Source organism: Nonomuraea sp. NPDC049378 (assembly GCF_055586745.1).
This window is the reverse complement of sequence record NZ_JBVJHP010000010.1, coordinates 231556-246695: the sequence shown is the minus strand read 5'-3', so window position 1 is coordinate 246695 and position 15140 is coordinate 231556. Positions and strand designations below refer to the sequence as shown.

At 70.5% G+C, this 15140-nt stretch carries 15 protein-coding genes and 1 pseudogene; 5 read left to right on the top strand and 11 right to left on the bottom strand.

Features of this window, described 5'->3' with window-relative positions; all coding sequences use genetic code 11:
- Window positions 1-10 precede the first annotated feature (10 nt).
- Window positions 11-1366: a M20/M25/M40 family metallo-hydrolase gene (locus ACZ6SA_RS23165; protein ID WP_465830252.1), complete on the bottom strand. Its 1356-nt coding sequence runs from the start codon at window positions 1364-1366 to the stop codon at window positions 11-13.
- Window positions 1367-1632: 266 nt separating this feature from the next.
- Between ACZ6SA_RS23165 and ACZ6SA_RS23160 the strand changes: the two genes are divergently transcribed.
- Window positions 1633-3015: an aspartate aminotransferase family protein gene (locus tag ACZ6SA_RS23160; protein ID WP_347643390.1), complete on the top strand. Its 1383-nt coding sequence runs from the start codon at window positions 1633-1635 to the stop codon at window positions 3013-3015.
- 58 nt (window positions 3016-3073) lie between these two features.
- Window positions 3074-4183 (top strand): alanine dehydrogenase, encoded by a 1110-nt coding sequence (ald, locus tag ACZ6SA_RS23155; RefSeq protein ID WP_465830249.1) that lies wholly within the window; start codon window positions 3074-3076, stop codon window positions 4181-4183.
- Here ald and ACZ6SA_RS23150 read toward each other — a convergent pair.
- On the bottom strand, window positions 4180-4635 hold the full coding sequence (locus tag ACZ6SA_RS23150; RefSeq protein WP_465830247.1) for a VOC family protein: 456 nt from the start codon (window positions 4633-4635) through the stop codon (window positions 4180-4182). The genes ald and ACZ6SA_RS23150 overlap by 4 nt on opposite strands.
- Window positions 4632-4949 carry a PadR family transcriptional regulator gene (locus ACZ6SA_RS23145; RefSeq protein WP_347643393.1) on the bottom strand — a complete coding sequence of 106 codons (318 nt, stop codon included), beginning with the start codon at window positions 4947-4949 and terminating at the stop codon, window positions 4632-4634. The genes ACZ6SA_RS23150 and ACZ6SA_RS23145 overlap by 4 nt, the downstream gene beginning before the upstream one ends.
- 59 nt (window positions 4950-5008) lie before the next feature.
- On the opposite strand from ACZ6SA_RS23145, the gene ACZ6SA_RS23140 reads away from it, so the two are divergent.
- Window positions 5009-5377 (top strand): VOC family protein, encoded by a 369-nt coding sequence (locus ACZ6SA_RS23140; RefSeq protein ID WP_347643394.1) that lies wholly within the window; start codon window positions 5009-5011, stop codon window positions 5375-5377.
- Window positions 5378-5502: 125 nt separating this feature from the next.
- Here the strand turns inward: ACZ6SA_RS23140 and ACZ6SA_RS23135 are convergent, their stop codons facing one another.
- Window positions 5503-6888, bottom strand: a complete 1386-nt coding sequence (locus ACZ6SA_RS23135) for a tetratricopeptide repeat protein (protein WP_347643395.1) — start codon at window positions 6886-6888, stop codon at window positions 5503-5505.
- 240 nt (window positions 6889-7128) lie between these two features.
- Between ACZ6SA_RS23135 and ACZ6SA_RS23130 the strand changes: the two genes are divergently transcribed.
- On the top strand, window positions 7129-7413 hold the full coding sequence (locus ACZ6SA_RS23130) for a hypothetical protein (protein WP_465830244.1): 285 nt from the start codon (window positions 7129-7131) through the stop codon (window positions 7411-7413).
- A gap of 133 nt (window positions 7414-7546) precedes the next feature.
- On the opposite strand, the gene ACZ6SA_RS23125 is transcribed toward ACZ6SA_RS23130, so the two are convergent.
- A complete protein-coding gene (locus ACZ6SA_RS23125) occupies window positions 7547-8497 on the bottom strand; it encodes a sulfite exporter TauE/SafE family protein (protein ID WP_465830242.1) in 951 nt (316 codons plus the stop codon).
- A 206-nt stretch (window positions 8498-8703) separates the two neighbouring features.
- On the bottom strand, window positions 8704-9012 hold the full coding sequence (locus ACZ6SA_RS23120; RefSeq protein WP_465830240.1) for an SHOCT domain-containing protein: 309 nt from the start codon (window positions 9010-9012) through the stop codon (window positions 8704-8706).
- Window positions 9013-9167: 155 nt separating this feature from the next.
- Here ACZ6SA_RS23120 and ACZ6SA_RS23115 point away from each other — a divergent pair.
- Window positions 9168-10361: pseudogene (locus ACZ6SA_RS23115) on the top strand (RNA-guided endonuclease InsQ/TnpB family protein); the annotation flags it as partial.
- A gap of 276 nt (window positions 10362-10637) precedes the next feature.
- Here the strand turns inward: ACZ6SA_RS23115 and ACZ6SA_RS23110 are convergent.
- The 5 genes from ACZ6SA_RS23110 to ACZ6SA_RS23090 all read right to left on the bottom strand — a co-directional run bounded on the left by ACZ6SA_RS23110 (window position 10638) and on the right by ACZ6SA_RS23090 (window position 15117).
- Window positions 10638-11009 (bottom strand): VOC family protein, encoded by a 372-nt coding sequence (locus tag ACZ6SA_RS23110; protein WP_347643399.1) that lies wholly within the window; start codon window positions 11007-11009, stop codon window positions 10638-10640.
- Window positions 10993-11757, bottom strand: coding sequence for a class I SAM-dependent methyltransferase (locus tag ACZ6SA_RS23105; protein ID WP_465830238.1), 765 nt, complete (start codon window positions 11755-11757; stop codon window positions 10993-10995). The genes ACZ6SA_RS23110 and ACZ6SA_RS23105 overlap by 17 nt, the downstream gene beginning before the upstream one ends.
- 79 nt (window positions 11758-11836) lie before the next feature.
- Complete coding sequence (locus ACZ6SA_RS23100) at window positions 11837-13312, bottom strand: ATP-binding protein (protein WP_465830236.1); 1476 nt, start codon at window positions 13310-13312, stop codon at window positions 11837-11839.
- A 54-nt stretch (window positions 13313-13366) separates the two neighbouring features.
- Window positions 13367-14014, bottom strand: a complete 648-nt coding sequence (locus ACZ6SA_RS23095; protein WP_347616335.1) for a response regulator transcription factor — start codon at window positions 14012-14014, stop codon at window positions 13367-13369.
- Window positions 14011-15117: a sensor histidine kinase gene (locus ACZ6SA_RS23090; protein WP_347643402.1), complete on the bottom strand. Its 1107-nt coding sequence runs from the start codon at window positions 15115-15117 to the stop codon at window positions 14011-14013. The genes ACZ6SA_RS23095 and ACZ6SA_RS23090 overlap by 4 nt, the downstream gene beginning before the upstream one ends.
- Between the last annotated feature and the right edge of the window lie 23 nt (window positions 15118-15140).

Genomic DNA, 15140 nt, shown 5'->3' with positions numbered 1-15140 from the left:
AGAGCCCCTCCTAGACGCCGAGCGCCGACGGGAGGCTCAGCTCGTGCAGGAACAGCGCCTCCGCGGTGGCGACGCGGCGGAGCTCCTCCAGGTCGACCCGCTCGTTGGGCGCGTGGATGGCGGCGTCCTCGTCCTCCGCGCCGAACAGCAGGATCTCCGCCGCGGGGTACTGCTTCAGCAGCGTGTTGACCAGCGGGATCGACCCGCCCGCGCCCACGTCGCGCGGCGGGCGGCCGAAGGCGCGCTCCATCGCCCGGTTGAGCGCCGACCTGGCCTTGCCGCCGGAGTCGGCCTGGAAGCCGGAGCCCACGACGACGTCGCCGAACGTCACCTGCACGCCCCACGGCGCCACCTGCCGCAGGAACTCCGTCACCGCGCTGACCGTCGTCCTCGGGTCGCCGGCCGGCGGGATGCGGAGCGTCACCCTGGCCCTGGCGACCGGCTGCACGGCGTTGACCGCGCCCGACACCGTCGGCACGTCCATGCCCGTCACGGTGATCGAGTAGGACGACCACAGGCGGTCGGCCAGCGAGCCTGAGCCCACCAGGGAGACCCCGTCGAGCACCCCTGCGGTCTGCCGGAACTCCTCCTCCGACGGCCCCTGGCCGAAGAAGTTGCCCCTGGGCAGGCCCGGCACTCGGACGTCGCCGTTGTCGCCGTGCAGCGCGGTCAGCATGCGCATCAGGGCCGCCAGCGCGTCGGGGGCGGCGCCGCCGAACGATCCGCTGTGCACGGCCTCGCGCAGCGTGCGGACCTCGACGGTGAAGGCGGCCATGCCGCGCAGCGACGTCGTGACCGAGGCGTCGCCCACGCGCGGGTTGCCGGTGTCGGCCACCACGATGGCGTCGGCCCGCAGCAGCTCGGGATTCTGCTCGACGAACGCCTCCAGGCGCTCGCCCGCGTATTCCTCCTGGCCCTCGATGATGACCTTGATGCCCACAGGGAACCGGCCCTGGAAGGCGCGCAGGGCGGTGACGTGGGAGATGATGCCGGATTTGTCGTCGGCGCAGCCGCGCCCGTACAGGCGGCCGTCGATCAGGGTCGGCTCGAACGGCGGGGTGCGCCACGCCTTCAGGTCACCGGCGGGCTGCACGTCGTAGTGGGCGTAGAGCAGGACGGTGGGCGCGCCGGGCGGTGCGGGCGCCTCGCCGTAGACCGCGGGGAAGCTTCCCTCCACCTGCACCTGCTGGACGCGCGGCAGACCGGCGGAACGCAGCAGTTCCTCCGTCAGCGCGGCGGCGGCGCGCACCGGCTCCTCCGGATGCCCGGGGAAGGCCACGGAAGGGATGGCGGCGAGCCGCTTGAGCTCCTCGACGCCTTGGGGCATCGCGGCGGCGACAGCGCTTTCTATCTGGTCAGGAGTCACGGACGGTTCCCTCGGGGGTCGTTCTCACAGAGATTTCTCGAACAGTTCTACAGGGTGACAGGCGCTTTGCCGTCATGGAGGGAGGATACGAGGTTCCGTGACGCGCTGACCGCGCTGAGCCACTGCGGCAGGTGTACGGATTTCGTTGCTGTTACAGAGCGGTTCTGCGGATCTCGATTTTCTTGCAGAGTGTCGCGACCGATTCGCTTGGCAAGCATCAGGTGAACAGGCAAACTGTGGGAAGTCAGACACGAGGGAAGATAGCCATGACGCAGCCGGAAAACGACGTCCTCAAGGCCGCGCAAGACCATCTGTGGTTGCACTTCACCAGGCACAGCTCCTACCAGCAGTCCGAGATCCCGACCATCGTCCGGGGTGAGGGCTCCTACATCTACGACATCCACGGCAAGCGCTATCTCGACGGTCTGGCCGGGCTGTTCGTGGTCCAGGCCGGGCACGGGCGCCAGGAGCTCGCCGAGGCCGCCGCCAAGCAGGCCCAGGAGCTCGCGTTCTTCCCGCTGTGGTCCTACGCCCACCCCAAGGCGGCGGAGCTGGCCCAGCGCCTGGCCTCCCACACCCCCGGCGAGCTCGACCGCGTCTTCTTCACCACCGGGGGCGGCGAAGCGGTCGAATCCGCGTGGAAGCTCGCCAAGCAGTACTTCAAGCTCGTCGGCAAGCCGCTCAAGCACAAGGTCATCAGCCGCCAGATCGCCTACCACGGCACCCCGCAGGGCGCCCTGTCGATCACCGGCATCCCGGCGTTCAAGGAGATGTTCGAGCCGCTCGTGCCCGGCTCCATCAGGGTGCCCAACACCAACCACTACCGCGCCGACGAGATCACCGGCGTCAAGGGCATGACCCCCGAGGAGTACGGCTTCTGGGCCGCCGAACGCGTGGCCCGCGCCATCGAGATGGAGGGCCCCGACACGGTGGCCGCCGTCTTCGCCGAGCCCGTGCAGAACGCCGGCGGCTGCTTCCCTCCCGCCCCCGGCTACTTCCAGCGCCTGCGCGAGATCTGCGACGAGTACGACGTGCTGCTCGTCTCCGACGAGGTCATCTGCGCGTTCGGCCGGCTCGGCACCATGTTCGGCGGCCAGAAGTTCGACTACGTGCCGGACATCATCACCTGTGCCAAGGGCCTGACCAGCGGCTACTCGCCCATCGGTGCCATGATCGCGCACGAGCGGCTGTTCGAGCCGTTCAAGGGCGGCGACACCATGTTCGCGCACGGCTACACCTTCGGCGGCCACCCCGTCTCCGCCGCCGTCGCGCTGGCCAACCTCGACATCTTCGAACGCGAAGACCTGCTCGGCCACGTCACCAGGAACGAGCCGCTGTTCAAGGAGACCCTCGAAGGGCTGCGCGACCTCCCGATCGTCGGCGACGTGCGCGGCTCCGGCTACTTCTGGGGCATCGAACTGGTCAAGGACAAGACCACCAAGGAGACGTTCGACGCCGAGGAGTCGGAGCGGCTGCTGCGCGGCTTCCTGTCCAGGGCGCTGTACGAAGCCGGCCTCTACTGCCGGGCCGACGACCGCGGCGACCCCGTCATTCAGCTGGCGCCCCCGCTGATCGCCGGACCCGAGGAGTTCGCCGAGATCGGGTCCATCCTCCGCAACGTGCTCACCGAAGCATGGGCGCGCCTCTAGGGGCCGCTCGCCGTCACACCATCCGGTACGACGTGCCGGCGCGCGAAAGGATCCACGGATGAAGATCGGCGTTCCCGCCGAGGTCAAGAACCACGAATATCGGGTCGCGGCGACCCCCGCGGGCGTTCACGAACTCGTGCGCAACGGCCACGACGTCACCGTCCAGCAGGGTGCGGGTCTGGGCTCGTCCATCACGGACGAGGAATATCTCGCGGCGGGCGCCAAGATCGTCGACAGCGCCGACGCGGTGTGGGGCGAGGCGAGCCTGGTGCTCAAGGTGAAGGAGCCGGTCGCCGAGGAGTACCACCGGCTGCGCGACGGGCTGGTGCTGTTCACGTACCTGCACCTGGCCGCCTCCCGCCCGTGCACCGACGCCCTGCTCAGGGCGAGGACCACGGGGATCGCCTACGAGACGGTGCAGGTCGGCGGGGCGCTGCCGCTGCTCGCCCCGATGTCCGAGGTCGCCGGCCGCCTCGCGCCGCAGGTGGGCGCGTACAACCTGATGCGCTTCAACGGCGGCCGCGGCGTCCTGCCGGGCGGAGTGCCCGGCGTGGCCCCGGCCAAGGTGGTCGTGATCGGCGGCGGCGTGTCGGGGCTGAACGCCGCTCAGATCGCCGTCGGCATGGGCGCCGACGTGACCGTGCTCGACACCAACGTCGACCGGCTGCGCTTCGTCGACGCCATCTACCAGGGCCGGCTCAAGACGCTGGTCTCGACGTCGTACGCGATCGAGCGGGAGGTCCTGCAGGCCGACCTGGTCATCGGCGCGGTGCTGATCCCCGGCGCCAAGGCCCCGACGCTCGTCTCCAACGACCTCGTGTCCCGCATGAAACCGGGCTCGGTGCTCGTCGACATCGCCATCGACCAGGGCGGCTGCTTCGAGGACTCGCGCCCGACCACGCACGCCGAGCCCACCTACCCGGTGCACGACTCGGTCTTCTACTGCGTGGCCAACATGCCGGGCTCCGTCGCCAACACCTCCACCTACGCCCTCACCAACGCGACCCTCCCGTACGCGGTCAAGCTGGCGAACATGGGCTGGCGGGAGGCCGTCAAGGCCGACGCGGGGCTCGCGGGCGGGCTCAACACGCAGGGCGGCCGGCTGACGAACCAGCCGGTGGCGGAGGCGCTCGGGCTGGCGTACACGCCGGTGACCGAAGTCGTCTAGCCGTCCACGCGGTACGTCGTGCTGCGCACGATCTCTTCGGGGGTGAGCTGCTCCCTGGCGGTCGTCACGGCCCAGCGGTGGCCGAAGCCGAAGGGGTCGCGGAGCACGCCGTACCGCTCGCCCCAGAACATCTCGCCCACCGGCATCTCCACTTCGGCCCCGGCGCCGATCGCCCGCTCGGCCACCGCGTCGGGGTCGTCGACCTCCAGCAGGATCAGCACGGGGCTGCCGCCCAGCGTCGGCGGCGCCGGCGCGCCGAAGGCCGGGGTCTCCTCGCTCACCAGCAGCCGTCCGGCGCCGAGCTGGAGCTCGACGAAGAGGATCGTCCCGTCGGACAGCGTGTTGCGGAACACCTCGACCGCGCCGAGGCCCTCCCGGTAGAACCCGATCGCCGCCTCCGCGTCGCGCACGAACAGGTGCGGGCACAGCCCTTGCGGCCGTAGCGACGTCATGTGACCAGCCCTGCCTCTCTCGCGGCCGTCACCAGGCGTGACATCAGCTCTGCCTCGTCCCGTGCGGCCCGCACACCTTGCGGGGTCAGTTGGTAGTAGCGCCTTCTGGCGTCGTGGGGTGCGGCCGGGTCTCCGGCGTCGACCTCCTCGACCAGCCCGTCGGCCACCAGCCGGTTGATGGTGCGGTAGAGCGTGCCGGGCCCGAGCCTGACCGCGCCACCGCTGATCTCCTCGACGAACCGCATCACCGCGTAGCCGTGCCCGCGGCCGCCGGCCAGTGCCAGGAGCACGTGGAAGCCGGCGGCGGTGAGCATGATTGACACCATAGCACCACTCTGGTTATATCCGTCGTGGATACAACCAGGGAGGTATGATGGCGCTCTCCATCAGCCAGGTCACCCTCTACGTCGGTGACCAGCAGCGAGCGGTCGACTTCTGGACCGGCAAGATGGGTTTCACGGTCACCACCGACATGCCCTACGGCGACGACCGCTGGATCGAGGTCCAGCCGCCCGACGGGGGCGCCCGGCTGGTCCTCATCAAGGCCGACCCCGCCTGGCCCGCGCCGGCCACGGGCATGCCCCACTACGTGTTGTTCCAGGCGGACGACATCGTCAGGACACACCAGGAGCTCGTGGCGCGCGGCGTCGAGTTCGTCACCGAGCCGCAACACCAGCCGTGGGGCTGGTCGGCCGTCTTCAAGGACGACGAAGGCCACCAGTTCCACCTCGGCCAGCGCTGACCACCGCACCGCATTCACCCGGCTCTGACCACCGCACCGTGGTCCACCCCGGCCGGCGCTGACCACCGCACCGGGGTCCACCCGGCCGGCGCTGACCATCGCACCCGGGTTCCGGCCCCGGCCGCTCAGCGCACTCCCAACCGCCTGCGCAGGTCGCGCGCGGTGGCCAGGACGTGCCGGAGCTCGCCCGGGCTCGGCCACGGGGCGCTGCCGGGACGCAGCAGCGTGCCGCGCACCGAAGCCAGGTGCTCGATCGCGCTCACGTGCACCCCGCTCCGCTCCACCAGCCACCCGACCACCTCGGAATGGTCGTGCAGCGGCCGGGTCACCAGATCCCACGTGCCCAGCACCTCCGCCAGGTCCGCCACGTCCAGCGGCACACCGCCCCTGCGCCCGGTGGCGGCCGAGGCCAGCTCCGCCCGAGCCGTCAGCTCCGGCTCGGCGGACCTGCCCCAGGCCGGCGGCGGCGGGTCGGACAGCCACTCGCGCGCCTCGCCGTGCTCCCCCGCCACCGACAGCAGCCCGCCCAGCTCGACCGCGGCCGCGTGGTGCCCGGCCAGCGCCGCCTGCCTGAACCAGTGCTGCCCGCCCGACAGATCGCCGAACTCGGCGATGAGCAGCAGCGCGTAGTCGTAGGCCGACTCGGGGTCGCCGCCCGCCGCCGCCCGGCCGAACCAGTGGCTGGCCGCCGCGTTGTCGCCCAGCTCCACGCAGACGAACCCGGCCATCCGCTGGTCCTCCACCCGCCCGGCGCCCGCCGCCCGCTCGAACCAGGCGCGGGCCGTACGCAGGTCGCCCCGGGACAGCGCGAGACCGCCGAGCCGGGACGAGGAGCCGGCGTGCTCGTGCTTGGCGGCCAGCCGGTAGTAGCCCTCCGCCCCCTCGGGGTCGCGGCTGGCGTGCAGGTAAAGACCCATGCAGTGCGCCGACTCGGCGTGGCCGCCCCTGGCCCCGCGCTCCCACCAGTGCACGGTCTCCTCGTCGTCGCCCGCGGAATAGGCCAGGAACCCCAGGTCGTGCGCCGAGGCCACGTCGCCGTCGGCGGCCGCCTGGCGGTGCCATTCGCGGGCGGCCGCCAGCTCACCCGAGTCCTCGCACAGCAGAGCGAGCCTGCGGGCGGCCGCCCTCGACCCGTCGCGCGCCGCGGCCTCGAACCAGCCCCTGGCGGCCTCCGCGTCGCCGCGCTGTTCGAGCAGCAGCGTCGCCAGGTTGGCCGCGGCCTCGGCGTCGCCGGTGCTCGCGGCCAGCTCGTACCAGGAGACGGCCTCCTCCAGGCTGCCGTGCTTCTCGTGCCAGATGCCCAGGTTGTAGGCGCTGTCGACGTTGCCGCCCGCGGCCGCCCGCTCCCACCAGTGCTTGGCGGCCGTGCGGTCACCGTGCTGGGCGTAGAGCCTGCCGAGCCGGTGCGCGGCCTGCGCGTCGCCCGCCCGCGCAGCGGCCAGCAGCTCGTGCTCGTCTCCCATCCGTGGCGCCGGTACGGCCGGCGCCGTCACCTCTCCTTGCCAGGCCATGGCGACAGAGTGGCACGTGATCACGCGATCGCGAACCGTAATCGCCGACAAGTGCTCCAGAGTGAACGCCGGGGCGCGGTCTCTCGTCGCGCCGTTGTGTCCGCTGAAAGTCCTCATGAGGCCCTGGCCCGGTCTGTCCGGGCGCATGACGATGAAGATCGCACAGAGTAACGCCGCTCACTCCTGGAGCTGGACAGCGGCTCCGTACAAGGCGGGAGCGCACCCGAAGGGAGAAAGACGATGATGCGTAAGAGGACCGCCACAGGCATCCTCGCGGCCGTCGTGGCTGCGACCGGGCTGTGCCTGGCCTTCCCCGGAACCGCCGCCGCGGCAGCCTGCGACGGAGTGGCGCCGGGCGCCGGGCTGTCATCGCCATCCGTGTGGTGGTGCGAGGGCTACTACATGACCTGGCAGGAGTGCCGCGACGCGGGGGCGGCGTACGTGGGGGCCCAAGGCGCGAAGGCGTGGGCTTGCGATGCGGTGGGTCCCCCGAACTACCCCTGGGGGCTCAGCATCCTGGACTGAGGCAGCGTCGCTGATCGTCGCTCCTCCATGCCCGTATGAAGGGGCGGCGACCACGGATGCTGACCAGCGACAGAACAACGGCCCCAAGTGGTGCGACCGGCAGCACCGCTCGGGGCAGGCCGGCGAACCGGGTTCAGGAGAAGGTGAGAATCCCGGAGTACATGCCCATGCCGCAGACGTAGCGCAGGCTTCCCGGTGGATGCGGCGGCAGGCGTACGGTGGCTGGCAGCGCGACGTCACGGCCGCCGATCACGACGGTGTCCGTGCAGCCGTGCTCGGCCACCTTGAAGACGACCTCGACGGGCACGCCCGCGCGGGCCGACACGATCGCCGGGCGGTAGCCGTCGCGGGTGGCCCACACCGTGACGGTCTGGCCTCCCGGCCCGGTGACCGCCTGTGCGGGGTCGGGGGCGGGCAGCCAGCCGCCGAGGCTGACCCCGGAGGCGGCGGTCCAGAGCCCGGCGGAGATCGCGACGACCCCGGCCAGCCTGGCAAGCCGGGTGCGGGAGACCCGCCGCAGCACGTAGCCGAGCAGCGCGAACGCCGGAGCCGTACCGACGACGAACCCCGCCATGGCCGCCGCCCCCGCCACCGGCGACCCGCTGGAGACCGCGACCAGTTCCACGCCGAGCGTCACGCCGCAGGGCACCAGGATTGTGGCCGCGCCCAGCAGCGGCGCCTTGTACCTGGACAGAACCCCGAACGGAGCCCTCGGCGAAGCCTCGGACGCGGCTTCCGACGGGGCTTCCGACAGGGCTTCCGACGGGGCCGCCGCGCAGCCGGCGTGCCCGCGCCGCATGAGCCGGATCGCGAACACGATCACCGTGAGGCCGGCCACGACGAGCAGCACGGCCCGCGCCCGCGGCGGCAGGGTGACGGCCGAGCCGAGCAGCCCCAGCAGCGCGCCGGCGATCGTGTGGGAGGCCAGCCGGCCGGCCAGGAACCAGGCCACGAGCGCGGGATCGCGCCCGTGGCGGCCGTCGGCGAGCCCCATGAGCAGCCCACCCTGTGCGGCGGTGCACGAGGCGGTGCCGGCCACGAGCCCGGCGGCGACCCCACCGGCGAACAGGGCGGCGGCGCTCACGCCTAGCGGGCGAGCGCGGCGCGGCCGGCGAACGTACGGCGGAAATCGGTGCTGGACCGCATTGTCGTCCCCACTTCCTACGAAGCCCGTACACGCAACGTAACCCGGCGCCCCGCTTGCGGCGAGTGACAGTTGTCGCACCGGCGGTGACGTTTGGGTGGAAGCGACGCAAGGCCCGGGTTGCGGAGGTCAGGCCGGGGAGCAAGTTACGATGCCCCGCCCTTGAGAACGGAGAGCTTCTCGTAGTATTCGTCGTCGCCCATCTCGCCGCGGGCGTACCGCTCGGCGAGGATCCGCTCCGCGGACGCGGTGGGCGACCCAGCAGTCCCGGCAGTCCCGGCAGATCCGGCGGGCCCGGCCGGGTGAGCCTGCCGAGGGCCCCACCAGCCCTTGCGCCGGGCGGTGATGGCGAGCGCCACGACGCCGACCCAGAACAGGCCCCAGAACAGCGGGATGATCGGCCAGAACGCGCCGGAACCGCCCCAGTGGGGCACCAGCAGTGCGATGGTGTTCATCAGATACCTCCAAGGAAACCCCCGCCTTCAGCTTCAGGCGGGGGAGGAATCGGACTCCTGCGGAGCAGGGCAGGGGTAGGTGATTGGCCGCCGGGCGGACCGCCGTATCGAACTACCGCACTATTCTCAGCTGATCGTACGGTAGAATGTGAGGCGTGGCGCAGATCGTGAAGCGGGCCTACAAGTACCGCTTCTACCCGACGTCCGGGCAAGCCGAAGAGCTTGCCCGGACGTTCGGCTGCGTCCGCCTCGTCTACAACAAGGCGCTGGAAGAGCGCACCCGCGCCTACGCCCTGGACGGCCGCCGCGTCTCCTACGTGGAGTCGTCCGCAGCGCTGACGGCGTGGAAGCGCAGCGGTGACTACGACTTCCTGTCCGAGGTGTCGTCCGTGCCGCTTCAGCAGGCCCTGCGCCACCTGCAGGCCGCGTTCGCGAACTTCTTCGCCAAGCGGGCCAAGTACCCGACCTTCAAGAGCAAGAAGAAGGCGCGCTTGTCGGCGGAGTACACGCGTAGCGCGTTCCGCTGGCGGGACGGCGCCTTAACGCTGGCGAAGATGGACGCGCCGCTGAACATCGTGTGGTCGCGCCCCCTTCCCGAGGATGCCGAGCCGTCCACGGTCACGGTGTCGAGGGACGCGGCGGGCCGCTGGTTCGTGGCCGTCCTGGTGGAGGAGGCGATCCGTCCGCTGTCGCCGGTCGCGGCGTCGGTGGGCGTGGACGCGGGCATCACCGCCCTGGCCACGCTCTCCACCGGAGAGAAGATCGCCAACGCGCGTTACGAACGGCGAGACCGGCGCAAGCTTGCCCGCGCTCAGCGGGCGCTGGCCCGTAAGGAGAAGGGCTCGAACAACCGGGCCAAGGCCCGGCTGCGCGTCGCCAGGGTGTACGCCCGGATCGCCGACTGCAGACGCGACCACCTGCACAAGGTCACCACACGGCTTGTTCGCGAGAACCAAGTGATCGCCGTGGAAGACCTGACCGTCCGCAACATGGTCAAGAACCACCCGTTGGCCCGCGCCATCTCGGATGCGGCCTGGCGTGACCTGCGGATGATGCTGGAGTACAAGGCGGCCTGGTACGGGCGCACGCTGGTGGCGGTGGACCGCTGGTTCCCCTCCTCCAAACTGTGCTCGACGTGCGGCACCCTGCACCAGTCCATGCCGCTGAACGTCCGCGAGTGGGCCTGCGCCTGCGGCGCGACCCACGACAGGGACGTCAACGCCGCGAAGAACGTGCTCGCCGCCGGGCTGGCGGAGAGCTGAAACGCCTGTGGAGCTGGTGTAAGACCTCAACGAGAGTCCTCTCGGACGGGGCAACCGGCGGTGAAACAGGAACCCTCACGGGCGACCGTGGGAACCCCCTCGTCCACGAGGGGGAGAAGTCAAGTCTCCTCCTTGACGGTTTGCTGCTTTCAGAATCCGCCAAGGGGCCGTCCGGCGAATCGCACGCCGGGTCCTGTTTCCCCTGCGCCCGAGGGAGTGCTCAGGGCGGGCCGGTGTACGCCCGAGGAAGTAGGCGCGGCGCTCGGCCCGGTCCGCTCGTCCCGCGAACCGCGAAGGTGGGCACGGCTCTTCACCTGGCCCACTCGTCCGTACGCGGCGCCTTCTCCGTCCACGAGCCCGGGGTCAGAACACGCAGAACTCGTTGCCCTCCGGGTCGGCCATGACCACCCAGTCGTCGTGGGTGGCCACCACCCTGGCGCCCAGCTCGGTGAGGCGGTCGATCTCCGCGCCGGGGTCGTCGGAGTCGACGTCGAGGTGGAGGCGGTTCTTGACCACCTTGTGCTCCGGCACGTGCTGGAACCACAACCGCGGCGGCCCGCCCTCGACCAGCACCGTCGGGTCGTCCTCCGGGTCGTCGATCCCGTCGGCGCGCAGCCGCGCGAGCTCGGCCTCGTCGTAGGGGGCCACCGCGTAGCCGTCGAGCACCGCCGCCCAGAACCTCGCCAGTGAGGCCGGGTGCCGGCAGTCGACCACCACGTCACGCAGTCTGGCCATGACGTTTCCTCGCTTCGATCAGGAACCTGGCGGAGTGGGCCACGAACGGTCCTTCGCTTTCGATCCGGTCGTGCAGCGCGCGCAACCTCTCCTGGTGGTGCTCGACGGAGAAGCCCGGCACGATCCAGATGACCTTGCGCAGGAAGTAGACGACCGCCCCGATGTCGCGGAACTCCATGCGCAGCCGCTCCGACCGCAGATCGACCACTTCCAGCCCGGCGGCCTCGGCCTCCTGCCCGACCTGCTCGGGGTCGCGGGCCGAGCCGTCGAGCGGGCCGAGGAAGAACTCCGCGAGCTCGAACACGCTCCTGGGCCCGACCTGCTGGGAGAGGTAGGAGCCGCCGGGGCGCAGCACGCGGGCGATCTCCTTCCACCACGTCTGCACGGGGTGGCGGCTGGTCACCAGGTCGAAGACGTTGCTCGCGAACGGCAGGCGCGGCTCCTCGTCGTCGGCCACCACCCAGGCGCCGCGCCAGCGCAGCCGGGAGGCGGCCAGCTTGAGGTTGGGCGGCCACGACTCGGTGGCCACGGTGACCGGCGGCAGCGTGGGCACCCCGGCCAGGATCTCGCCGCCGCCCGTCTGTATGTCGAGCACCGACCCGACCGTGGCCAGGCGCTCGCCGAGCAGCCTGGCGTAGCCCCATGAAGGGCGCTCCTCGGTGGCCCGGCCGTCGAGCCAGGAGAAGTCCCAGCCGTCGACGGAGACGCCGGCCGCCTCCTGGACGAGGTCGTCGTACGTGCGCCGCATCCTCCGACCCTGTCAGGGGCCGGGCCCGGCGTTCAACCATATTTCGTCACGCGAGGCGGCCGCGCACTGGTTCACCCCTTTAGAGCGCGTACATGGTTTCGAGGTCCAGGAGGTGCACCTGCCCGTCCGAAGCGGCCGTCTCCAGGTCGGAGGAGAATCCGTCCCGCGAGAAGAGCACAAATGAGGCGTCTCCAGCGTCCCAGCCGAGCGACAAGAGCAGCTCGCGTAGGTGCCGCAATCTGTGGAGGTCGGCCATCGTACGGGTCTTGTTGGTGCACTTGGCTTCACCGATCAGGGTGATGCGCGCGCTTTTCGACCGGGGCAGCGCCGTCCGGCTGACGGCCATGATGTCCACCTCGTGGCCACGGTGTTCCCTGCAGGCGACCTCCGTCGTGCCGACGTGGCCGATGTCGTCCAGCCCTGTCTCAGCGCCGTGCCATCGAACCCATGTGCGGGCTGCTTCCTCGAAGTGCGGACCGAGGATCTTGTCGGAGAAGGTCTTGCGCGACCGGTCCCACACCACCCCGGCCTGGCGCATCTCCAGGGCGCTGACGTTCGGCTGGACGATCAGGTTGTGGAATCTCACGGTCGGGTCGGCGATGGTGATCGTGGGGCGGCGCTGCCGTAGGAGGTCCTGCTCGTGCCGGAGGAAGCCGCCGTCTTTCATAACGTTCAGGTGGTACGTCAGGGCCTTGGCTTCCATGCCGACCAGGCCGCCGATCTGGGTGGGGGAAGTCGCTCCCATGGCGACCGCCCACCAGATCGCGTTGTAGATGGCGCGGTCACGGATGCGGGGGTCCTCCGCGAGGAGGTAGTCGGGTTCGGTGAACAGAACGTGTGATGGGTTGAGTATGGTCCGCTCCAGCCAGTGGAAAAGCCCTTCCTCGCCAGGTTCCGGCGGATCGCCCACAATGTCGCGATAGCCCGGCGCGCCTCCCAGCACCGCGTCGATGAGGAAGGCGGTCCGCGGGTCTGTTTCCCAGTATTTCGCGGCGTCTCGGAAGCGGAACTGGCCGATGCGCAGGTCGAGGACCGCTCTTCCCCGCAGCGCCTGATCGCCCGCGAGCAGGGAGGACATGATAGAGATCGCCGAGCCGCACAGGACGAGCTTGAAAGGCGGATAGCCCTTGCGAGGTCCGCGTTTGTCGTAGAGAGCCTGGATGGCGGAGGGCAGTTCCGGTGAATGATCCGCCAGATACGGAAACTCGTCCATGACCAGCAGCGGCGGACGGCCTGTTGTTCTGCTCGACAGGGCGTCCACCGCGGTGTCGAGCGCTGTCACCCAGTCAGGAAAGGCGCCGAGGCGATAACCGAGGGCTTGTGACAGAGAATCGGAGAATCGTGTCAGAGCCGCGGCTCTGCTCTGCCTGAGAGCCACGGTGTAGACCCCGCTCGCCGCTTCACACAGGTGCTCCAGGAGGAACGACTTGCCGTGACGGCGGCGTCCGCGTACAACGCCGATGCGCAGACCTGGTGTGAGATCGGTGGCGAAGTGGGCTAGATCTTTCCATTCGTCGACCCGATCGAACACCGCGCTCGGTTTGGTGACCTCCATGAAAGTCATGTTAGCCAAAACTCAGTTAGCCTAATTCGATTTCGGCTAGTTGAGTCAGGCCCAGCCCGGCTTCACCAGGCCGGACTCGTAGGCGATGACGACGAGCTGGGCGCGGTCGCGGGCGTGCAGCTTCATCATGGCCCGGCTCACGTGCGTCTTGGCCGTGGCCGGCGACATGAACAGCTTGGCCGCGATCTCGTCGTTGGTCATGCCGGTGCCCACCAGGGCGAGCACCTCCCGCTCGCGCTCGGTGAGCTGGTCGAGCCCGTCCACGGCGACCGGGGCCTTGGCGCGGGTGGCGTACTCCGCGATCAGGCGGCGGGTCACGCTGGGCGACAGCAGCGCCTCGCCGGCCGCGACCACCCGGACGGCCTGGATCAGCTCGGCCGGCTCGGTGTCCTTGACCAGGAAGCCGCTGGCGCCGCCGCGCAGGGCCTCGAAGACGTACTCGTCCAGCTCGAACGTCGTCAGGATGATGATGTGCGGCCCCGGCGGCATCTGGCGGGTGGCGGTCAGCCCGTCGGTGCCCGGCATGCGGATGTCCATCAGCACCACGTCGGGCTGGTGCTCGCCCGCCAGCCGCACCGCCTCCGCGCCGTCGGAGGCCTCGGCCACCACGGTCATGTCGGGCTGGGCGTCGAGCAGCGCCTTGAAGCCCGCGCGCACCAGTGCCTGGTCGTCGGCCAGCAGCACCTTGATCATGGGGTCTCCTCAGGTAGGGGGAGCCGGGCCTCGACCTGGAAGCCGGTGCCTGACGGGCCTGCGACCAGCGTGCCGCCCAGGGCGGAGGCCCGCTCGCGCATGCCGGGGATGCCGTTGCCGCTGCCGGCCTCGGACAGGAGGGGGACGTCCGTCGCGCCCGTGTCGGCCACCGCGACGACCAGCTCGCGCTCGCCGTATTCCAGGCGCACGGAGACCTCGGAGCCGGGGGCGTGCCGGGCGGCGTTGGTGAGCGACTCCTGCACGATCCGGTACGCGGCCCGCTCCACCTGGGACGGCAGCGGCCGGGAGCCGACGCGTTCGAGCGTCACCTTCACCCCGGAGCGCTCCACCAGGTCGTCGAGGCGGTCGAGCCCGGAGGTGGGGGCACGGGGGGCGCCCTCGCGCAGGACGTTCAGCACCGAGCGCATCTCGCCGAGCACCTCCTTCGACGCCGTCTTGATGGTGGACAGGGCGGTCCTCGCCTGCTCGGGGTTGGCGTCGATGAGGTGCAGCGCGGTGGAGGCCTGGACGTGGATGAGGGAGATGTTGTGCGCGAGCACGTCGTGCAGCTCCTGCGCCATGGTCAGGCGCTCCTCGCTGGCCTGCCGCCTGGCCTCCTCCTCCGCCGTGCGCTCGCGCTCGGCCCGGCGTTCCCTGATGATCCTGACCAGCTCGGCCAGCACCATGAGCAGCATGATGAAGGTCAGGATCCACACGCTGTGCAGGACGTCGCGGTTGCCCATCAGCCAGGCGTAGGCGATGAACGACACCAGCGTCGCCGCCGCCATGGTCCAGGCCATCAGCCGCCTGCCCCGCGTGACGAGCAGGAACAGCAGGACGGCCGGGCTGATGAAGCTGGGGCCGTAGGCGTACCCGGCGATCAGGAACAGGTCGTTGGCGGCCAGCGCGACGGCGGTCGTGAGCAGCGGGAAACGCCGGTGCAGCAGGATCGCCATCGGCCCGACCAGCAGAAGCCCGTAGGCATAGGGGTCGAGCGGCTCCCTGAAGAGCCGCTGCCCCCAGGAGGCGCCCTTCGCGATGACGAACTGGGCGGCGGTCACGATGAGGGCGAGGTAGGGATCGAATCCGTACTTCCTGCGCACGTCAACAACGCTAGATCAAGGCT